At 68.9% G+C, this 17,527-nt stretch carries 24 protein-coding genes and 3 tRNA genes; 13 read left to right on the top strand and 14 right to left on the bottom strand.

What is annotated here, in order from left to right:
• Positions 1–59: 59 nt before the first annotated feature.
• From LT972_RS12390 to LT972_RS12370, 6 genes are all read right to left on the bottom strand, one after another.
• The gene (locus tag LT972_RS12390) at positions 60–824 is read right to left on the bottom strand and encodes a hyaluronate lyase N-terminal domain-containing protein (RefSeq protein ID WP_232570693.1); all 765 of its coding nucleotides are present in this window, start codon (positions 822–824) and stop codon (positions 60–62) included.
• Positions 821–1,735, bottom strand: coding sequence for a sialate O-acetylesterase (locus tag LT972_RS12385; RefSeq protein ID WP_232570692.1), 915 nt, complete (start codon positions 1,733–1,735; stop codon positions 821–823). The genes LT972_RS12390 and LT972_RS12385 overlap by 4 nt, the downstream gene beginning before the upstream one ends.
• A gap of 2 nt (positions 1,736–1,737) precedes the next feature.
• Entirely contained in the window at positions 1,738–2,172 is a 435-nt protein-coding gene (locus LT972_RS12380) for a hypothetical protein (protein ID WP_232570691.1), read from the bottom strand.
• Complete coding sequence (locus LT972_RS14895) at positions 2,169–2,294, bottom strand: hypothetical protein (RefSeq protein WP_269780531.1); 126 nt, start codon at positions 2,292–2,294, stop codon at positions 2,169–2,171. Before LT972_RS14895 ends, LT972_RS12380 begins: the two co-directional genes overlap by 4 nt.
• Positions 2,295–2,448: 154 nt before the next feature.
• Positions 2,449–2,682, bottom strand: a complete 234-nt coding sequence (locus tag LT972_RS12375) for a hypothetical protein (RefSeq protein WP_232570690.1) — start codon at positions 2,680–2,682, stop codon at positions 2,449–2,451.
• 414 nt (positions 2,683–3,096) lie between these two features.
• Positions 3,097–3,170: transfer RNA gene (locus tag LT972_RS12370), tRNA-Val, on the bottom strand.
• 83 nt (positions 3,171–3,253) lie between these two features.
• Here LT972_RS12370 and LT972_RS12365 point away from each other — a divergent pair.
• From LT972_RS12365 to LT972_RS12350, 4 genes are all read left to right on the top strand, one after another.
• A complete protein-coding gene (locus tag LT972_RS12365) occupies positions 3,254–3,769 on the top strand; it encodes a DUF192 domain-containing protein (RefSeq protein WP_232570689.1) in 516 nt (171 codons plus the stop codon).
• A gap of 62 nt (positions 3,770–3,831) precedes the next feature.
• Entirely contained in the window at positions 3,832–5,757 is a 1,926-nt protein-coding gene (locus LT972_RS12360) for an ABC transporter ATP-binding protein (protein ID WP_232570688.1), read from the top strand.
• A 51-nt stretch (positions 5,758–5,808) separates the two neighbouring features.
• A complete protein-coding gene (locus tag LT972_RS12355) occupies positions 5,809–6,018 on the top strand; it encodes a hypothetical protein (RefSeq protein ID WP_232570687.1) in 210 nt (69 codons plus the stop codon).
• A gap of 85 nt (positions 6,019–6,103) precedes the next feature.
• Positions 6,104–6,841, top strand: coding sequence for a creatininase family protein (locus tag LT972_RS12350; protein ID WP_232570686.1), 738 nt, complete (start codon positions 6,104–6,106; stop codon positions 6,839–6,841).
• Here the strand turns inward: LT972_RS12350 and LT972_RS12345 are convergent, their stop codons facing one another.
• From LT972_RS12345 to LT972_RS12335, 3 genes are read right to left on the bottom strand one after another with little or no spacing between them, the layout of a single operon-like run.
• A complete protein-coding gene (locus tag LT972_RS12345; RefSeq protein WP_232570685.1) occupies positions 6,842–7,258 on the bottom strand; it encodes a DUF5790 family protein in 417 nt (138 codons plus the stop codon).
• A gap of 58 nt (positions 7,259–7,316) precedes the next feature.
• The gene (locus LT972_RS12340) at positions 7,317–7,643 is read right to left on the bottom strand and encodes a dihydroneopterin aldolase family protein (RefSeq protein ID WP_232570684.1); all 327 of its coding nucleotides are present in this window, start codon (positions 7,641–7,643) and stop codon (positions 7,317–7,319) included.
• A gap of 24 nt (positions 7,644–7,667) precedes the next feature.
• A complete protein-coding gene (locus LT972_RS12335; RefSeq protein WP_232570683.1) occupies positions 7,668–8,033 on the bottom strand; it encodes a hypothetical protein in 366 nt (121 codons plus the stop codon).
• An 81-nt stretch (positions 8,034–8,114) separates the two neighbouring features.
• Between LT972_RS12335 and azf the strand changes: the two genes are divergently transcribed.
• The 3 genes from azf to LT972_RS12320 all read left to right on the top strand — a co-directional run bounded on the left by azf (position 8,115) and on the right by LT972_RS12320 (position 10,079).
• Positions 8,115–8,879: an NAD-dependent glucose-6-phosphate dehydrogenase Azf gene (gene azf, locus LT972_RS12330; protein WP_232570682.1), complete on the top strand. Its 765-nt coding sequence runs from the start codon at positions 8,115–8,117 to the stop codon at positions 8,877–8,879.
• 142 nt (positions 8,880–9,021) lie between these two features.
• Entirely contained in the window at positions 9,022–9,831 is an 810-nt protein-coding gene (locus LT972_RS12325; RefSeq protein ID WP_390226328.1) for a M48 family metallopeptidase, read from the top strand.
• 5 nt (positions 9,832–9,836) lie between these two features.
• Positions 9,837–10,079 (top strand): hypothetical protein, encoded by a 243-nt coding sequence (locus LT972_RS12320; RefSeq protein ID WP_232570680.1) that lies wholly within the window; start codon positions 9,837–9,839, stop codon positions 10,077–10,079.
• Here LT972_RS12320 and LT972_RS12315 read toward each other — a convergent pair.
• Positions 10,076–10,687: a DUF309 domain-containing protein gene (locus tag LT972_RS12315; RefSeq protein WP_232570679.1), complete on the bottom strand. Its 612-nt coding sequence runs from the start codon at positions 10,685–10,687 to the stop codon at positions 10,076–10,078. The genes LT972_RS12320 and LT972_RS12315 overlap by 4 nt on opposite strands.
• 73 nt (positions 10,688–10,760) lie before the next feature.
• Between LT972_RS12315 and LT972_RS12310 the strand changes: the two genes are divergently transcribed.
• Positions 10,761–10,913: a hypothetical protein gene (locus LT972_RS12310; RefSeq protein ID WP_232570678.1), complete on the top strand. Its 153-nt coding sequence runs from the start codon at positions 10,761–10,763 to the stop codon at positions 10,911–10,913.
• Between the two features lie 220 nt (positions 10,914–11,133).
• Here the strand turns inward: LT972_RS12310 and LT972_RS12305 are convergent.
• Positions 11,134–11,206 (bottom strand) — tRNA-Arg (locus tag LT972_RS12305).
• A gap of 92 nt (positions 11,207–11,298) precedes the next feature.
• On the opposite strand from LT972_RS12305, the gene LT972_RS12300 reads away from it, so the two are divergent.
• On the top strand, positions 11,299–11,730 hold the full coding sequence (locus LT972_RS12300) for a hypothetical protein (protein ID WP_232570677.1): 432 nt from the start codon (positions 11,299–11,301) through the stop codon (positions 11,728–11,730).
• A gap of 5 nt (positions 11,731–11,735) precedes the next feature.
• Here the strand turns inward: LT972_RS12300 and LT972_RS12295 are convergent, their stop codons facing one another.
• The gene (locus tag LT972_RS12295) at positions 11,736–12,728 is read right to left on the bottom strand and encodes a hypothetical protein (RefSeq protein ID WP_232570676.1); all 993 of its coding nucleotides are present in this window, start codon (positions 12,726–12,728) and stop codon (positions 11,736–11,738) included.
• 171 nt (positions 12,729–12,899) lie between these two features.
• Between LT972_RS12295 and LT972_RS12290 the strand changes: the two genes are divergently transcribed.
• Positions 12,900–14,303, top strand: a complete 1,404-nt coding sequence (locus LT972_RS12290) for a single-stranded DNA binding protein (protein ID WP_232570675.1) — start codon at positions 12,900–12,902, stop codon at positions 14,301–14,303.
• On the opposite strand, the gene LT972_RS12285 is transcribed toward LT972_RS12290, so the two are convergent.
• Positions 14,300–14,437 (bottom strand): hypothetical protein, encoded by a 138-nt coding sequence (locus LT972_RS12285; protein WP_232570674.1) that lies wholly within the window; start codon positions 14,435–14,437, stop codon positions 14,300–14,302. The genes LT972_RS12290 and LT972_RS12285 overlap by 4 nt on opposite strands.
• A gap of 95 nt (positions 14,438–14,532) precedes the next feature.
• Here LT972_RS12285 and LT972_RS12280 point away from each other — a divergent pair, with 95 nt between their 5' ends.
• Positions 14,533–14,964: a histone gene (locus tag LT972_RS12280; protein WP_232570673.1), complete on the top strand. Its 432-nt coding sequence runs from the start codon at positions 14,533–14,535 to the stop codon at positions 14,962–14,964.
• Complete coding sequence (locus LT972_RS12275; RefSeq protein ID WP_232570672.1) at positions 14,961–15,977, top strand: histone deacetylase family protein; 1,017 nt, start codon at positions 14,961–14,963, stop codon at positions 15,975–15,977. Before LT972_RS12280 ends, LT972_RS12275 begins: the two co-directional genes overlap by 4 nt.
• On the opposite strand, the gene cca is transcribed toward LT972_RS12275, so the two are convergent.
• The gene (cca, locus tag LT972_RS12270) at positions 15,956–17,308 is read right to left on the bottom strand and encodes a CCA tRNA nucleotidyltransferase (protein WP_232570671.1); all 1,353 of its coding nucleotides are present in this window, start codon (positions 17,306–17,308) and stop codon (positions 15,956–15,958) included. The two genes, LT972_RS12275 and cca, sit on opposite strands and share 22 nt — an antisense overlap.
• 99 nt (positions 17,309–17,407) lie before the next feature.
• On the opposite strand from cca, the gene LT972_RS12265 reads away from it, so the two are divergent.
• A tRNA-Asn gene (locus LT972_RS12265) sits at positions 17,408–17,480 on the top strand.
• Positions 17,481–17,527 lie beyond the last annotated feature (47 nt).

Here is a 17,527-nt window from a genome sequence, read left to right as displayed (position 1 = left end):
GGGGGACTACCGAAAAAAGGATTTCGAATCGGCGACGGCGACGCGGTCCGGACGCGTCGCTACGCTGGCCGGTCGACGGCGACGTTGTCGACGTACTGCTCGGTGCCCGCGCCGACGACTCGCAGCGCGTCGACACCCGTGGCGTCGCCCCAGAACGCGTGATTCGAAGAGCGCCCGACGCGGTCGCCGTCGAGCGTTCGCGCGCTCACGTCGAACCGACCGTCGTCGTAGTCGACGTTCGACACCGTCACCTCGTAGGTCGTGTCGGCGTCGAGTTCGACGCCGGTGTCGACGTACTCGTCGCCGTCCCACGTCAGGAGGTGGCCGGCGCCCGCGACGCCGCCGTCGTCGACCGCGACGAGGAACGCGTCCGTCTCTCCGGAGCGCGCCCAGACCTGGGGGCGGCCGTCTTCGCGGACGGACGGCACGCGCCACAGCCACGAGACGCCCGCGTACTCGTCGCGTTCGAACGTCGTCTCGGCCACGAAACTGTCGTCCGTGTCGCCGCGGCCGTCGAAGTGGAGGCTGTAGTCGCCCGCGAGCGACCCCGGCCACCGAACCTCGAAGCCGGCGTCCGCGTCCCACAGCGCCGCGTCGCCCGTCTCGAAGTCCCGCACGAACGCCGGGATGCCGCGGCCGCCGTCGTCGCTGGGCTGGCGGTCCGCGTCCTCGTCCGCGAACGCCAGCGGGATGCCGCCGCTCGTCACGCCGTCGTGGACGACCGGGCGGTAGCCGTCGTCCACGAGCACCGTAATCTCGCCGGGGTCGCCGACGTAGTCCTCGTGTTCCTCTCGCGTCCCGCGCTTGAACTGGAAGACGGTCATCGCTCGTCCTCCCTCGCGAGGTCGTTCCCGCCCGGCGTCTCGCCGTCGTGAACCGAGAGCCGGCCGTCGTCCAGACTCATCACTGGCTCGCCCGGCGCGCCCGTGTAGGCGTCGACCCGCCGGCCCGCGCTGCGTTTCGCCTGGAACGACTCGCCGTCGACGCGTGCGGCGACGTTCCGCGCGCCGACGCGCCCCATCTCGTCGTACCCCGCCTGGGCGTAGTGGAGTTCGTTCTCTTGGAGGCCGCGCTCCGGGAACGACGCCTGTTTGTCCGACACGAGGTAGGTGCGGGACTGTTCGCGCACGACCTCGCGCTGGGCCTCGCGAACGGCCCGGAACCCCGATGTGTCGCCCGACGCGCGACGCCCGAGTTCGAACAGCCAGACCGGCATCCCGGCGCCGAACGCGTCACGGTACCTCGCTATCATCCCCTCCAGCGCGCGTCGGTAGTCCCGCCGGGTCGCGCTCCCGCGGTCTATCTCCATCGCGTCGCGCTCGCCCTGGTGCCAGAGCACGCCCCGGAACGTCGGGTCGTAGCCCGCGGCCTCGAACGCCGCGAGCGCGTCCTCGGCGAGCCGAATCAAGTCCTCGTCCAGCGCCCCGCCGTCCCAGTCGCCGGGCCGGCCGCCCGCCCGCGACGACTGCGCCGTCGACCCGCGCGCCGCCCCGACGATTCCCACCGGCCGCCCGACGCGCTCGTGGTACTCGATTGCGAACGCCGGCCACGCGCTCCCCGTGTCCGCGGCGTCCCCGTTCCCCAGCACGGGGTCTCGGAGCGGGTCCGCGAGCGAGTCGGTCGTATGCCGGTACTCGATGGCGGTCCCTCGCTCGGGGCGCGGGCTCCGCGACCGCCGCCCTCTGCCGACGGCGTTGCTCTGCCCGCCCACCGCGAACACGTCGATAGCCGGCACGGCTACAGCGTCCCCATGTCGAAGTCCGCCTCGATTCTCGCGCTGTCACCGTCTTCTTCCACCCGCAACCCCCGTCCGACCTCGATTCGTCGCACCCCGGACGCGACGACGTCGCCGTCCGCCGCGAGGTCGACCCCTTTGCCGTCGCCGCCGTCGCCAGCCACTCGTTCCTCGTCCTCGTCGTAGCGCCGCGTGTAGAGGTCGCCGTCGTCGTCGACGTACAGCGCCACCTCGTCGTCGTCGTATTCGTCGTCGTCGGGTTCGTCGTCGCGTCGTCGAAGGAACACGTAGTCCGCGTACACCGCGTCCTCGGTGACGCCTGCGAGCAGTTCGTCCAGCACCTCGAAGTTCTCGTTCAGCGGGCGGTTCCAGTCTCGCGCGCCCCTCGTCGGCGTGTTCAAGTCGTGGTTGTCGGTCGTCGGGTACTCCTGGCTCATGCCGTCCCCCCGTAGCCGTACTCGCCGTACCCCTGCACGCCGAACTCCGACGACGCCTCCGTGGTCGTCCGCGTCGGCTCGGCGGTCGTTCGCTCGTTCGTCGAACCCACCGCCGTGGTCACCGGTCCGCCACCGCTTTCCGTGTCTCCGCCGCCGCCTGCGTTCCCACCGCCGCCACGACTGCCACCGCCCTCGCTCGGATTTCCGCCACCGGCGTTCCCGCTGCCCGGATTTCCGCCACCGCCGCCCGGACTGCCGCCACCCCGCCCACTCTCGTCACTCGACTCCGATGTCGTCTCCGCTGCCGTCGTCGGCGTGGTCGCGGTCGTCTGCGTCTCCGTGGTCATCTGCGTCTCCGTCGCCGTCGTGACTACCGTGGTTCGCGTCGTCGCCGACGGCGCTCGCGTAGTGGTCGCCGTTGTCGTCTCGACCGGCGTCCCGCCGTACCCGAACGTCGTCGTCGGTCGCGTCGCCGTCGAATCGGGCGCGTCGGACGGCGTCGAACTGCACCCGGCGACAGCCACCATACCGGACACCAACCCAGTGAGAAAACCACGCCGTCGGAGGGAACGCCACCGTTTGGCCATGGCCCACAGAACAGCCAGAACGCGCATAAGTTTAGTTACCAACAAGTTCCCGAGAGCGGCGGCCGATGGGCGCAGCAGTCGGTCTGTCTCGGGCGGACGCTCACCGGTGGAAGATTCGTTGTCGCTCGTCTTCCAGAACTCGAATCGCCCTCACGCTCATCTCGCTCCTCGCGTTCGCTCGTCGCAGAAAGTGAGTGGGTTCGGGCGGATTCTCACCGGAGGAAGACGGTCGCCTCGCTGCGCTCGGCGCTGCGTCTTCCAGGGTTCGAATTCGCGACCCACTACTTCGGTCGCTCGTAGCGACACACGCGTCGCTACTCGGCGACGTCTCAGTAAGTGGGTTCGGGCGGATTCGAACCACCGACCTCGGCCTTGTAAGGGCCGCGTCATAACCAACTAGACCACGAACCCGACAGTCGGAATCAGCCGTCGGGCGGCAAAAACCGTTTCCCTTCGTCGGAACGCCCAAACCGTGGGATGACGTATCAGCGGGCATGGTTCGACGCGCGCTCGCGGTGGTGTGTCTGCTCGCTGTGGCGGGCTGTGTGGGCGGCACGCCGGCCGCCGACTCGACGACGACGCCCGCCGAGACGGTCGCAGATACGACTCGCGAGACGGCGGTGACGACGGAGTCGGGGCCGAGCGTGACGGTGCTCGCGCGGAACGGGACGGAACTCGGCGCGGTGGACGTGATGGTGGCGGACACGCCGAGCGAGCGGTACACGGGCCTCAGCGACACCGAGTCGCTCGGGCCGAACGAGGGGATGTTGTTCGTGTACGCGGACGAGGGCCGGCACACGTACGTGATGCGGTCGATGTCGTTCCCCATCGACATCGTGTACGTGGACGCGGACGGCCGCATCACCGAGATTCACCACGCGCCCGTCGAGGACGACAACGAGGACTTGACGCGGTATCCCGGCCGCGGAAAGTGGGTGCTCGAAGTGCCGTACAACTGGACCGTCGAGCACGGCGTCGAAGTCGGTGACGTGGTGCGCGTCGATACCTGACGGCCGGAGGTGTTTCGATTCGTAGGAAACTCTTTTGGCGAGTGGTATCTTTGGCTGAGGGGATGAGTACCGCGACAGAAGACGACGACCCCTTCGAGGACCAACGCGAGGAGGTCGACGACGCGATGTTCCGCCTGTTCGACGAGTACGGGCGGGACAACCGGTTCGCCGCCGTCGTCGCCATCGTCGCCAGCGTCTTCGCTCGGGTCCTCGACCTCGCGCCGCCTATTCTCCTCGGTCTCGCTATCGACTCCGTCATCCAGAAGAACAAGCCGTTCCTGCCGTTCCTCCCCGACGCCTGGGTGCCGCCGTCGGACGGCGGCAAACTCCTGTTCATGGGCGGCCTCATCGCGGGGTCGTTCCTGTTCGGCGCGGGCTTCCACTGGATTCGGAACTGGGGCTGGAACTCCTTTAGCCAGCACATCCAGCACTCGATTCGCACTGACACGTACAACAAGATGCAGCGGCTGAACATGGACTTCTTCGCCACGAAGCAGACCGGCGAGATGATGTCCATCCTCTCGAACGACGTGAACCGCTTAGAGCGGTTCCTCAACGACGGCCTGAACTCGGCGTTCCGGTTGTCCGTGATGGTGGTCGCCATCGGCGTCTACCTGTTCGTCGTGAACTGGCAACTCGCAGTCCTCACGATGCTGCCGGTGCCCATCATCGCGTTGTTCACGTACCGGTTCGTGAAGGCGATTCAGCCGAAGTACGCCGACGTTCGGTCGTCCGTCGGGCAGATGAACTCCCGACTGGAGAACAACCTCGGCGGCATCCAGGTCATCAAGACCTCGAACACGGAGGACTACGAGTCCGAGCGCGTGGACGACGTCTCGCAGGGCTACTTCGACGCGAACTGGGGCGCGATTACGATTCGCATCAAGTTCTTCCCGGCGCTCCGCATCATCTCCGGCGTCGGCTTCGTGTTGACGTTCGTCGTCGGCGGCCTCTGGGTCGTGGAGGGCGCGCCGTTTTTCTTCTCGGGGACGCTCGACGAGGGGGAGTTCGTGACGTTCATCCTGCTCAGCCAGCAGTTCATCTGGCCGATGGCGCAGTTCGGGCAAATCATCAACATGTACCAGCGCGCTCGCGCGTCCAGTGAGCGCATCTTCGGCCTGATGAGCGAGCCCTCGCGCATCGAGGAGAACCCGGACGCCGCCGAACTCGACGTGGCAGACGGCGAGGTCGTCTACGACGACGTCTCCTTCGGGTACGGCGAGGAGGCCATCGTCGAGGACATCGACTTCGAGGTCGAGGGCGGGGAGACGCTCGCGCTCGTCGGACCGACGGGCGCCGGGAAGTCCACCGTCCTGAAACTCCTGTTGCGGATGTACGACGTGGACGAGGGCGAGATTCGCATCGACGGCCAGGACATCTCGGACGTGACGCTGCCGAGTCTCCGCCGCCACATCGGCTACGTCAGCCAGGACACGTTCCTGTTCTACGGCACCGTCGTGGAGAACATCAAGTACGGGACGTTCGACGCCGACGAGGAGGACGTCGTGGAGGCGGCGAAGGCCGCGGAAGCCCACGAGTTCATCCAGAACCTCCCCGAGGGCTACGACACGAAAGTCGGGGAGCGCGGCGTGAAACTCTCGGGCGGCCAGCGTCAGCGCATCGACATCGCGCGCGCCATCCTCAAGGACCCCGAGATTCTGGTCCTCGACGAAGCCACGAGCGACGTCGACACCGAGACCGAGATGCTCATCCAGCGCTCGCTCGACCGCCTCACCGAGGACCGCACGACGTTCTCCATCGCCCACCGCCTCTCCACCATCAAGGACGCCGACCAGATCGTCGTCCTCGAGGGCGGCGAGGTCGTGGAACGGGGCACCCACGAGGACTTGCTCGCCGAGCAGGGCCTCTACGCGAACCTCTGGGGCGTGCAGGCCGGCGAAATCGACGAACTCCCCGACGAGTTCGTGGAGCGCGCCGCCGAGCGCACCGCCGCCGTCGACGCCGACGCGGAAGACGACGACGACTGATTCCGCCGCTCCGTCCGAACCTACTTCTCTCTCCCGCTCGTACCACGCACGATGACTGTCGCTGTCGTCGTCGGCCTGTTCGTCGCCAGCGTGGCCGCCGCGGCGCTCGTCGCGTCGCGCTTCGACCCGGACGCCGCCGTCTACGCCGCGGGCGTCCCGTGGATTCTCTACGCGCTCGCCACCGGCCCCGCCGCGGACGCCGCGATACTCGCGGTGCTCGTCGGCGCACTCGCCATCGTCACGAGAGCGACCCAGTCCTGACGCCGTCGCTGTCGGCGTCCCGCCGCCGTCGCCGTCCCCGTTCCGGAGGGCAGGCTACAAATCCCACCGCCGCGTTGGACCGCATATGCGACTCGCGGACGCGACGTGGACGGACGCCGACGCCGCCGACACGGACCTCGCACTCTTGCCGGTCGGCAGCACTGAACAGCACGGCCCGCACGCCCCCCTCGGCACGGACCACCTCGCCGCCGAGACGGTCGCCGAGGCCGCCGCCACGAACTACGACGACGAGGTAGTCGTTGCACCGCCCTTGACCGTCGGCGTGAGCGAGGAACACCGCCAGTTCACGGGGACGCTGTGGGTGTCACCCGACACGTTCCGCGCGAACGTCCGAGAAGTCGTCGCCAGCCTCGCGAGCCACGGCTGGGACCGAGTGGTCGTCGTGAACGGCCACGGCGGGAACGTCCCCGCGCTCGGCGAAGTCTGCTCGCGGCTCACCCGCGAGGACGACGCCTACGCCGTCCCGTTCACGTGGTTCGACGCGGTCGGCGACCACAGCGCCGACATGGGCCACGCCGGCCCGCTGGAGACCGCGTTCCTCCGGCACACCCACCCGAACCTCGTGCGCGAGGACCGAATCGAGGAAGCGCGCGACGGCGCCAGCGACGGCTGGGGGGAGTGGACGTCGCACGCGAACCTCGCCCACGACGTCGCCGAGTTCTCCGAGAACGGCGTCGTCGGCGACCCGAGCGAGGGGGACGCCGAACGCGGCGAGGAACTGCTCGCGCTCGCGACGGACGCGCTCTGTGACTTACTGGACGCGGTGGCCGACCGAGACGTCTCCCGGCCGCCCCACAAGTAGTTACTCGTCGTCCTCGTCGTCGGCGTCTGCGTGCGCCTCGTCGAGTGCGGACCGGAGTTCCGGCACCGTAGACGCGAGTTCGCCGACCTGCTCTCTGGCCGTCTCGATGTCCGCGAGTACGCCCTCGATGGCTTCGAGGTCGGCTTCGAGGTCGTCGGCGTCCTCGAACGCGTCGGCGCGCTGCCCCATCACGAACGCCTTCTTCGCGTCGCGCAGGTGGGCCTCCACGTCGCCCACGTCGAGGGCCGACCGGAGCGCGTTCAGCACGCCGAGCGTGTTGTCCGACTCCACGTCCCAGATTGCGTCCGCTTCCGGCAGTTCCGCGCGGGCGGCGTCGAGGTGCTCTTCTACGTCCGCGCGCATCTCCTCGGCGGCCTCCCCGAACAGTTCGTCGTCGTCGAGCGATGACTGACTCATGTCAGGTGGTTCGCCCGCATCTGATTTAAAAGCACCCCCGGAACCGGGCGCCTGCGGGCTACTCCACGCTCGCCAACTCCATCAGCGGGTAGCCGTCCCGCATCGCCATCTCCGCGACGACCTCCCGGCCCTCGTAGTCGACCACTATCTCGACCTCCATGTACTCGCCCGTCAGTTCCGTGTAGCCGTGGCTCGTGTCCAGTTTCTCCGTGAGGATGTCGACGGTCACGGACTCGCAGAACGGCTGGTTCTCGATCGACTCCTCGATGGCCGTCTCCAGGCTCGGCGCGCTCTCCGGGCTCACCGGCGTCCCCGCGAACTGGTGGTAGAGCGCTCCGAACTTGATGCCTGCCTCGAAACACGCCTCCTCGGCGTCGGATGCCATACCCGGGTCTGCGAGCGGGCGCGGCTAAGCCTTGTCGTCTGCCGTCACCGCGACCACCGCGAGCCCGACGAGTCCGAGGGCCGTCGCCGCCCCCGTGGCGACGGAGAGCCACGCCGCCGCGTCCCCCATCGACACCGCGACCGTCGCGCCGGCGAGCGCCGCCGGTGCGCCCGCCAGCGGCACCACCGGCTGGACGGGGAGCCGACCCGCGGTCGCGAACAGCGCCCCGACGGCGACGGCCGCCGCCGCGAGCAGCGCCACTGCGCGCACCGCCGCGACCGTCGTCGACGACACCGGGTCGCCGAACAGCGCGAGCGCCGCTACCGCCGCGATTCCAGCCCCGAACGCCGCCACGAACCCCGAGAGCAACCGCTCCGTCCCGTTCGCCATCACCGGCCTGTCTGGCCGCCGACGTGTTAAACGCCGCGAACCGCACCTTTCATACCGGCGGTGCGCGAGATTTCCAACCGAATGGACGACCCGGTTCTCCTCACTGGCGCGTCGGGGCGCGTCGGGCAGGCCATCCTCGACGGCCTCGGTGACGACTACGACTGGCGCCTCCTCGACCGCGAACCGCCGACGGGCGACACCGACCACGAGTTCGTCGTCGCGGACGTCACCGACGAGGCCGCCCTCCGCGACGCCGTCGACGGCGTCGGCGCCGTCGTCCACCTCGCCGGCGACCCCCGCCCCGAGGCGCCCTGGGAGAGCGTCCTCCGGAACAACATCGACGGCACCCGGAACGTCCTCGAAGCCGCCGTCGACGCCGGCGTCGAGAAGTTCGCGTTCGCGTCCTCGAACCACGCCGTCGGCCACTACGAGACCGAGCGAAAGCCCGGCCTCTACCGCAGCGACGACGACTTCCGCCTCGACGGCACCGAACTCCCGCGTCCCGGCAACCTCTACGGCGTCTCGAAAGCGACGGGCGAGACGCTCGGACGCTACTACCACGACGAACACGACCTGTCCTTCGTCGCCGTCCGCATCGGGAACCTCACGAATGGCCACCCGCCGATCGACTACGAGCGCGGGCAGGCGATGTGGCTCTCCCACCGCGACTGCGCGCACCTCTTCGACTGCTGTCTGTCCGCGGACTACGGCTACGAAATTGTCTACGGCATCTCCGACAACGACCGCAAGTACTACTCCATCGACCGCGCGAAGGAGGTGCTCGGCTACGACCCCGAGGACAACTCCGCGGAGTGGGACGGCGACGAGAAGGACGCCGACGCCTGACGCCGACGCCTGACGCCGCTGCTCTCGTTCACGCCGCCGTCTCCCCGCCGTCTCCGTGTGTTGCGGTGGCACGGACGAAGGTGCTTTTATATGTCGGAGTGCGTAACCCACGCACATGAGACACACAGGACTCAAGATACGGATGGCACTCGTCGGCGCCATCCTCTTCGCGTTCTACTCGGTGGCGGTAGCCGCCGCGTGGTTCTTCTTCGGGCAGAGCACCACGATTCTCGGCATCGCCATCGTCGGCAGCATCCTGCTCGTCGGCGTCCAGTACAAGATTGGCAAGTGGGCCGCGCTCAGGAGCGTCGGCGCCGAAGACATGTCCGAACAGCAGTACCCGCGCATCCACCAGCGCGTCGAAGCGCTCTCGCGGGACATGGGCATCGAGAAGCCGAAACTCAAGGTCGCCCGGATGGGCGTCCCGAACGCGTTCGCGGTCGGGCGCAAGGGCGCCGGCGTCGTCGTCGTCTCCGAGGAACTCATCCACCTCCTCGACAACGAGGAACTCGACGGCGTGCTCGCGCACGAACTCGCGCACATCGCGAACCGCGACGTCGTCACGATGGTCATCGGTCAGGGCATCGCCTCGGTCGTCGGTATCGTCGCGCAGTACATCGTGCTGTTCACGGGCGACAACGACCTCGCCGACTTCTTCCTCGCCATCGTCGTCGGCAACCTCGTGCAGTTCTTCGTGATGCTGTTCGTGCTCGCCATCAGCCGCTACCGTGAGTACGTCGCGGACGCCGACGCGCGCCGCGCCATCGGGAGCGGCGACCCGCTCGCTCGCGCGCTGGAGAAGATTTCCCGCGGCAACGAGACCGCCCGCGAGTCGAAGATCGACGAGTCCAACGCCGCGCTCTGCATCTTCGGTGAGGGGCAGGGTTTCCTCGCGAAAATCGTCTCCACGCACCCGCCGATGGAAAAGCGCATCGAGCGCCTGCGCTCGTAGCGTAGATGTCCGGGATTCGGGAACTGCTCGCGGTCGTCCTCGGCGTCGGCCTCGGGGTCGCGCTCCTCGCGAAACCCCGCGAGATGCTGATGCTGTCGGTGTTCGTCGGTCCGAACCGGCGCCGCCGACACGACGGCCGCTACGGCACTGACGACCACCCGTTCGGCGACTGGGCGGCGTGGCTGGTTCGCGCGGCCGGCGTCGCCTGCATCGCCGTCGCCGGCTTCATCGCGTACCAGAACTTCTAGTCGAACAGCCCCGAGACGTCCGCTTCTCGCCGCTGCCGTCGTTGGACGTGCTGGCGGAGTCGCGTCGCGATGAGCGCGCGCTGCTCGCGCTCGGTGACGAAATCACACAACAGCACGCCGAACTCGTTCAGGTCGCCGTCGACGAGCCCCTCGCGGGCGTACTCGGCGCCGTCCGCGAACACGTCCTCGTCGTACCCCTCGCGTGCCGCGAGCGCGACCGCCGCCTCGATTGCCGCGGGCGCGTCCAAGTCAGCGAGCGCGAGCGGGTCGCCCTCGTAGGTCAGTTCGAGGGGCGGCGCGCGCTCGACTCGCTCCGGGTCGTCGCGGAGCGCCGCGAGGTACGCGCGCACCGCGTCGACGTTCACGCCCCGGTAGTCGTCGGGCAGGGTGTCGAGGTACTCGCGCGCGCTCTCGGCGAGGCCGACCGCGCCCGCCCAGTTCCGGTCGCGGGCGTGGTGAATCGCCGCCGTGAACTGGATGAGTCCGTGGAGCAAGCGCTCGTCGCGTCCGTCGTCCAGCGCCAGCCACGCGTCCTCCCAGGCGTCGTGGGCGGCGTGGTAGTGGCCCGCGTCGTACACCGCGACGCCGGCGCGCAGAGCCGCGTCCATGCGACTCAGTTCGCGGGCGCGCCGGAAGAATCGGCCGATTCCTTCAAGGGGGTGGCGTCGCACTCTGTTGTCGATGCCCGGCGTCGAACACGGCCTGTCCCCCGACGACTCGTGTGCCGACTGCGGCGCCTCCTTCACCTCGAAGGACTGGCGACAGTGGCGCCGCGGCGACGCCGGCCAACCCTACTGCGGCATCTGTTCGCGCTCCCGTGGCCTCCGGGACTGACTGCGCTACTCTTAGCAAGCACTGTTCGACGCGATAGAGACCGTCCGGACGGCGTCCGCGGCGAAGCCGCGGGCACGTCGAACCGCCGGTTCGACGGCGTCCACGCGAGCGACACGGCCGTCGCTCACCGTCGTGGTAGCGCGAAAAATTACGTCCGGACGGCGTCCACGCGAACGAAGTGAGCGTGGGCTCGTCCGGTCGTGATGAACGTAGTGAAGAACGTCCGGACGGCGATTTGAACGCCGGTCCCTGGCTCCGCAAGCCAAGAGGATAGTCCACTACCCTATCCGGACTCGATTCAGGATAGCCCGGGGCTACGTAAAGCGGTTACGATTGGATGGTGCTGGTGGGAAGGTCTTTCACGCTTCCCCGGCAGCGTTCCGGTATGCGACGACGAACGGTGCTCGCGGCCGCTTCGACCCTCTTGACGGCCGGGTGTCTCGGTGCTGGCGGTGGCGACGGGCCGTCCGGGCCGGGGCTCGTGGACACCGACTTCGAACTGGTCGACGCCGGCTGTGGGGTAGAGCGCGAGTCGGCGTCGGTGTCAGCGAGCGACGGCGTCGTGACCGTGGCGGGGACGACGACGGCGCCGAACGGCTGTTACACCGCAGAACTCGCGGACGCGACCGACGCGGACGGTGAACTCCGGGTTGTCGTGGCGGCCGTCGAGCGCGAGGACGTACAGGGTTGCGCGCAGTGCATCACCGAACTCGACTACGAGGCGACCGCGACGTTCGACGGCGGCCTCCCGGAACGCGTTGTGGTCGTCCACCGGTCGCGGGGCGGGGAACGCGAGGTCGCGTCGGTCGCGCTCTGATTGACTCAGGGACTGTCGACGCGTTCCTCGGGCGGGATGAACGACCCCACCGAGACGGTGTAGAGCGTGACGGTGGCGACGCGGAGGATGTACGCGACGAGGACGGACAGCGGCGAGAACACGACCGCCGTCGCGACGGCCGCGAGGCCAGGAAGCCACGCGCCCGGGAGCATCGGCGCCGCCGCGGTGTAGACCTGCGCGAGGTAGTACGTCACGAGGATGGCGGGGACCCCCGTGTAGATGAGTTGCCGGGAGAGGCTGGCGAGGTCCTGCTGGACGGCGAGTGTCTTGAAGAACTGGCGGACGACCGCGACGGCTTTCAGGAGTTCGAGGATGGCGTCGAGGTTGCCGTCCGCGTCGTCGGGGAGGTCGGCGGCGACGCCGCGCTGGATACCGCGCGCGTCGTCCATCAGGTCGGCGTACTCGGTGCCGAACGTGAGCGACAGCACCTCGAACGTGCTCTCGGAGTCGCGGCCGGCGGCGAGGCGGTCGGCGTACTCCACGACGCTGCTCGTGAACTCCGTCACCGTCTCGGTCACGTCGTCGTCGAGGTCGGCGTCGGTCGCCGTGCGTTCGAGCGCCGCGGCCTCGGATTCGAGGGTTTCGGCGACGACGGCGAGAAAGGACCCGGGGTCGTTTGGGCTGCTGTCCAGGTCGGCGATGTCCTCGACGGTGCGCCGGAAGTCGAGGTTGCCTTCGAGTTGGTCGGTGAGGTCGGCCGGCGACCCGAACACCCGGGAGAGGATGAGTTGGTTGATGGACAGCGTGACGGTGACGATGGTGGCGAGCGCGCCGAGCATCCCGCTGGACAGCACGCTCGCGTACGTGCTGCCGTCCCCGACGTAGACGACGTCGGTCTCGACGAGCGCGAGCGTGAGGGTGACGAGAACGAGGCTGAACCCGGCGGCGAGCGCGACGCGGTCGCCGGTGAGCAACAGCCAGCGTTTCGCGGGGAGGTCCGTCGCGCCCGACCAACTGCCGTCGCTGTCGTCGCCCATGGACACTGCGTGTGTCGGGTGGGTGACGGTAATACCTTCGGGCGGGTGCGAGAGTTCAAACCCGAGGCCGAATCATCCGGCTGTGTGACCGCGAGAATCGCCAGCCGGCGCGGAGTCGTTTCGGTAACGAAAACGCTTATGCGCGGCGTGTACCTGTGGTGAACTACGATTATGGGCGACATCGAGGACACTTACGAGGACCTCGACACCGACGTGTCCCTGGAGGAGTTCCGGGAGGCCGTCGAGTCGAAGGTCGAGCAGATGGGCGGGCTGGCCGACGAGGAGACGGCCGCCATGCTCATCGCCCACGAACTCGACGACGGCGAGGTCAACGGGGTCGCCGACATCGAACCGGAGATGGACGAGGCGAAGTTCCTCGCGAAGGTGACGAGCGTCGGCGAGGTGCGGACGTTCGAGCGCGACGACGACGAGGACCCGGAGGGCCGCGTGGTGAACGTCGAGGTCGCCGACGAGTCGGGGAGCGTGCGAGTCTCGCTGTGGGACGAGCAGGCCGAGGCCGCCAGCGAGGAACTCTCCGTCGGTGAAGTGCTCCGCATCAAGGGTCGGCCGAAGGACGGCTACAACGGCGTGGAGGTGAGCGCCGACCAGATTGAGGTCGACGACGAGGAGGAGATAGACGTCGCGGTGCAGGACGAGTACCGCGTCGAGGACCTCTCGCTGGGCGTCTCGGACGTGAACCTCGTCGGCGAGGTGCTGGCCGCCGAGTCCGTGCGGACGTTCGACCGAGACGACGGCAGCGAGGGGAAGGTGTCGAATCTCGTGCTCGGCGACGAGACGGGTCGCGTCCGGGTGACGCTCTGGGACGAGCGCGCCGACCGCGCGACCGAACTCGAACCTGGCGTCGTCGTCGAAGTGGTGGACGGCTACGTCCGGGAGCGAGACGGCAGTCTGGAACTCCACGTCGGCGACCGCGGCGCCGTCGAGGAAGTTGAGGACGACGTGGCGTACGTGCCTGACTCGACGCCCATCGACACCCTCGAAATGGACGACACGGCGGACATCGCGGGCGTGATTCGCTCCGCCGACCCGAAGCGCACGTTCGACCGCGACGACGGCAGCGAGGGCCAAGTGCGGAATGTGCGCGTGCAGGACGACTCGGGCGACATCCGCGTCGCGCTCTGGGGGGACAAGGCCGATCTCGACATCGGGCCGGGCGACGAGGTGGCGTTCGTGGACGTGGAGATTCAGGACGGCTGGCAGGACGACCTCGAAGCCTCTGCGGGCTGGCAGGCCTCCGTCGTGGAACTTCCGGACGGCGCCGCGACCGGCGACGAAGCAGACGACACCGGGAGCGCTCAGGGCCTCGCCGCCTTCGAGGACGAGGGCGACGAGAGCGCGAGCGCGGACGCCGAGGACACCAGTAGTGATGCGAGCGCCGACGGCGAGGAAGTGGAGTTCACGGGCGTCGTCGTGCAGGCCCAGAACCCCGTCATCCTCGACGACGGCGAGGAGACGATGAGCGTCGAGACGGACGCCGACGTGACGCTCGGTCAGGAACTCACGGTTCGGGGGTCGCTACGCGACGGGCGCCTGAACGCCGAAGAACTGCGCTAGTCGTACTCTTCGTCGCCGCGGTGGCTGTCCGGATTCTTCGTCTCCCGGGCCCGTTCGCGGGTCTCTTCGTCGGTTTCGACGTCCTCGCGGGGCGATTCGTCTCGGAGTTCTTCCTCGGGTTCGTCCTCGCTCATGACGCCGCAACGTTCGCGTGCCTCACCGAAATGCGTGGTGGCCAGTTGTCCCGACAACGGAAACAGTTAAGCGTGCGACAGCCACCCATTGACGCATGAGCGTCGAACTCCCGTTCGCGCCGGTCGACACCATCATCCGGCGACACGCGGGTGACTTGCGGGTGAGCGCCGACGCGGCGGAGGAACTCGCGCGCCGCATCCAGCGACGGGGGGCGACACTGGCCGCGGACGCCGCCGAGCGCGCCGACGCGGACGGCCGGAAGACGTTGATGGCCGGGGACTTCGGCGCGGCGTCCACGCCGGACGACGCGGGCCTCGCGCTCCCGGTGGCGCCCGTCGACCGCATCGCGCGCCTCGACGTCGACGACCGCTTCCGCGTCTCCGAGGACGCGCGGGTCGCGCTCGCGGACCTCCTGGAGGCGTACGCCGACGACGCCGCGCGAGGCGCGGCGATTCTCGCGGAGCACGCCGGCCGACGCACCGTACAGGCCGAGGACGTGGCGACCTACTTCGAGCTCGTGGGATGAGATTCGGCTTCGACGAGACGTGTCTCGACCACGACCCCGGGCCGCGACACCCCGAGAGCCCCGACCGCCTGCGCGCCGTCAAGCGCGGGCTCTCGAAGCGCCACGGCGTCACCTACGAGGGCGCGTCTCCCGCCAACGAGGCGGACGCGATGGCCGTCCACACGGACGGCTACGTCCGAGAGATTCGGGAGTTCTGCGAGTCCGGTGGCGGGAACTGGGACCCCGACACCGCCGCGTCGGAGGCGACGTGGCCCGCCGCGCTCGCGAGCGCGGGCCTCGCGATGGACGCCGCGCGCGCCGCGCTGAACGGTGCGGACGGCCGGAACACGCCGTTCTCGCTCGGGCGGCCGCCCGGACACCACGCCGTCGAGGACGACGCGATGGGGTTTTGTTTCCTGAACAACGCCGCGGTCGCCGCGCAGTACGCCATCGACGACCTCGGCGTCGACCGCGTCGCCATCTTCGACTGGGACGTCCACCACGGCAACGGCACGCAGGACATCTTCTACGACCGCGGCGACGTGTTCTACGCGTCGATTCACGAGGACGGCCTCTACCCCGGCACCGGTGAGGCCGACGAGACCGGCGAGGGCGACGGCGAGGGCGCGACCTTGAACCTCCCGTACCCCGCGGGGTCGGGGGACGCCGAGTACTGCGCCGGGATGGACGAACTAATCGCGCCGGCCATCGAGGCGTTCGACCCCGATCTCCTGGTTGTGAGCGCGGGCTTCGACGCGCACCGCCACGACCCCATCTCCCGGATGCACGTCTCGACGGAGGGGTACAGCCTGCTCACCGACCGCGTGCGCACGCTCGCCGACGACGCGGACGCGGCGCTCGCGTTCGTGCTCGAAGGCGGGTACAGCCTCGACACGCTCGCGGACGGCGTCGGCGCCGTCCACGAGACGTTCGACGGTCGGGACCCGGTCGGACTCGACGACGAGCCGAGCGACGCCGTCAGCGACCTCATCGAGGAGGTCGCCGAGTCACATCAGGGCGTCGGGTCGAAGTAGCGCGCCAACTCCTCGCCGAACTCGTCTGCCAACGCCGAAACCTCCGCACCGACCAGCACCTCGTAGTTCCCGGCTTCGATTCTGGATTCGACGTGCGCACCGAGTGCGACCTCTAGGAGCCGGTTCTCGGCGAACTCGCGGGCGGTCTGCACGTCGCGTTCGCGCTCGACGACGTACCGACCGTCCTCGACGAACGGCCCGTACACGCTGTCGTCGCCGTCGTACTTCTCGTAGAACCCCTCAGCGTGCCCGGAGACGTGGACGGGCGGCCCGCTGTGGCGCTCGACTGCCGGGCGTTCGGCGACCTCCAGTTCGGCGAACAGCACCGCGCGGTCGTCGGCCCACGTCGCCGCGCGCAACACGTCGAAGCCGTACTCGTCGAGGCCGCGCGCGAGGCCGTCCCGGGACCGGTAGAGTTGGGGGTAGAGTTGGTCCTCGACGAGGTCCGGCGCGTCGAAGACGACGGCGAGCGGCGTCGTCGCGCGCCGGTCGAGGTGGTCGCGGACGCCCGCCGCGTCCAGCGGGTCGGGCGCCCGCGGGTCGAACACTGACTCGTCGGGGTTGTCGAGGAACGCGCGGGCGTGGTGGATGGCTCGCGCTACGTTCGTCTCGGAGACGACCGCGGCGACGTTCCGCTCCGGGTCCGTCGGGTCCACCACGACGAGCGGGTCGTCGAACGACGCCTCGGCGTGGTCCTCCGGGTCGAGTACGACCGGCGGCTGCCAGTCCCGAATCGCTTCCAGGGTCTCTCGGAAGCCGCCGTACTCGACGACCAGTAACTCCGCGAGGTAGCCCGCGAAGCCCTGCGTTCGCAGGTCGCTGCCGTACGCGCCGACGCCTTTGAGGAACTGCTTGAACAGTCGCACGTCCGCCGCGAGGTCGTCGTCCAGCCGTGCTTCGAGGTAGGCGTTGTGGAACGGCGTGCGGTCGACCGCCGACTGAATCTCCGTCGCGTCGTCCAAGCGGTAGCACGGTACCAAATCCACGTCGTACCCCTCGAACTCGCCTTTCACGTAGGGGTGTTCGGCGTACTCCTCGCGCCCCTCGGGTAGCACGTCGTTTCCGACCGTCAGCCCGTACTCCTCCAACTGCTCGCGGGGGAGGGCCGCGGGGAAGCGCACGAACAGGTCGATGTCGCGGTCGCCCGCCACCCACGTCCCGCGCGCCGTACTCCCGACCTGTAGCACGTCGGCCTCCACCGGGAGGTCCGCGATGGCGTCCCGCGCGCGGTCGGCGAGTCGCGCCGTCGCCTCGGTCAGCGCGCGCCGCTCCTCGGGCGTCGGGTCCACCCGCTCGCGGACGCGCTCGACGACCGACTCGAAGTCGCTCATGGCCCCGAATTCAGCCGGCCCGACCTAAGCCGTGTCGATGCCCTGCCTGCTTGCGAAACGAAAGCCATATCAAAACGCGCCGGATAGCAAGGGGTGCAAGCCGCCATAGCTCAGTTGGTAGAGCACGTGGTTGTTACCCACGTTGTCCCAGGTTCGAGCCCTGGTGGCGGCGTAAAACTTCGTTTTGCGGCCCGACAGACGTAGTCTGTCGACGGCGCT

This window comes from Halobacterium litoreum (assembly GCF_021233415.1).
GTDB classification, from domain to species: domain Archaea; phylum Halobacteriota; class Halobacteria; order Halobacteriales; family Halobacteriaceae; genus Halobacterium; species Halobacterium litoreum.
The sequence above is the reverse complement of the archived record's forward strand: the minus strand, read 5'-3'. Positions and strand labels throughout refer to the sequence as shown.

Excerpts from the sequence above, each read along its gene's own strand:
- LT972_RS12390 (WP_232570693.1), bottom strand. The coding sequence starts at position 824 with ATGACCGTCTTCCAGTTCAAGCGCGGGACGCGAGAGGAACACGAGGAC.
- LT972_RS12380 (WP_232570691.1), bottom strand. The coding sequence starts at position 2,172 with ATGAGCCAGGAGTACCCGACGACCGACAACCACGACTTGAACACGCCG.
- LT972_RS12365 (WP_232570689.1), top strand. The coding sequence starts at position 3,254 with ATGGTTCGACGCGCGCTCGCGGTGGTGTGTCTGCTCGCTGTGGCGGGC.
- LT972_RS12360 (WP_232570688.1), top strand. The coding sequence starts at position 3,832 with ATGAGTACCGCGACAGAAGACGACGACCCCTTCGAGGACCAACGCGAG.
- LT972_RS12355 (WP_232570687.1), top strand. The coding sequence starts at position 5,809 with ATGACTGTCGCTGTCGTCGTCGGCCTGTTCGTCGCCAGCGTGGCCGCC.
- LT972_RS12350 (WP_232570686.1), top strand. The coding sequence starts at position 6,104 with ATGCGACTCGCGGACGCGACGTGGACGGACGCCGACGCCGCCGACACG.
- LT972_RS12345 (WP_232570685.1), bottom strand. The coding sequence starts at position 7,258 with ATGAGTCAGTCATCGCTCGACGACGACGAACTGTTCGGGGAGGCCGCC.
- LT972_RS12340 (WP_232570684.1), bottom strand. The coding sequence starts at position 7,643 with ATGGCATCCGACGCCGAGGAGGCGTGTTTCGAGGCAGGCATCAAGTTC.
- LT972_RS12335 (WP_232570683.1), bottom strand. The coding sequence starts at position 8,033 with ATGGCGAACGGGACGGAGCGGTTGCTCTCGGGGTTCGTGGCGGCGTTC.
- azf (WP_232570682.1), top strand. The coding sequence starts at position 8,115 with ATGGACGACCCGGTTCTCCTCACTGGCGCGTCGGGGCGCGTCGGGCAG.
- LT972_RS12325 (WP_390226328.1), top strand. The coding sequence starts at position 9,022 with ATGGCACTCGTCGGCGCCATCCTCTTCGCGTTCTACTCGGTGGCGGTA.
- LT972_RS12320 (WP_232570680.1), top strand. The coding sequence starts at position 9,837 with ATGTCCGGGATTCGGGAACTGCTCGCGGTCGTCCTCGGCGTCGGCCTC.
- LT972_RS12315 (WP_232570679.1), bottom strand. The coding sequence starts at position 10,687 with ATGGACGCGGCTCTGCGCGCCGGCGTCGCGGTGTACGACGCGGGCCAC.
- LT972_RS12310 (WP_232570678.1), top strand. The coding sequence starts at position 10,761 with ATGCCCGGCGTCGAACACGGCCTGTCCCCCGACGACTCGTGTGCCGAC.
- LT972_RS12300 (WP_232570677.1), top strand. The coding sequence starts at position 11,299 with ATGCGACGACGAACGGTGCTCGCGGCCGCTTCGACCCTCTTGACGGCC.
- LT972_RS12295 (WP_232570676.1), bottom strand. The coding sequence starts at position 12,728 with ATGGGCGACGACAGCGACGGCAGTTGGTCGGGCGCGACGGACCTCCCC.
- LT972_RS12290 (WP_232570675.1), top strand. The coding sequence starts at position 12,900 with ATGGGCGACATCGAGGACACTTACGAGGACCTCGACACCGACGTGTCC.
- LT972_RS12285 (WP_232570674.1), bottom strand. The coding sequence starts at position 14,437 with ATGAGCGAGGACGAACCCGAGGAAGAACTCCGAGACGAATCGCCCCGC.
- LT972_RS12280 (WP_232570673.1), top strand. The coding sequence starts at position 14,533 with ATGAGCGTCGAACTCCCGTTCGCGCCGGTCGACACCATCATCCGGCGA.
- LT972_RS12275 (WP_232570672.1), top strand. The coding sequence starts at position 14,961 with ATGAGATTCGGCTTCGACGAGACGTGTCTCGACCACGACCCCGGGCCG.
- cca (WP_232570671.1), bottom strand. The coding sequence starts at position 17,308 with ATGAGCGACTTCGAGTCGGTCGTCGAGCGCGTCCGCGAGCGGGTGGAC.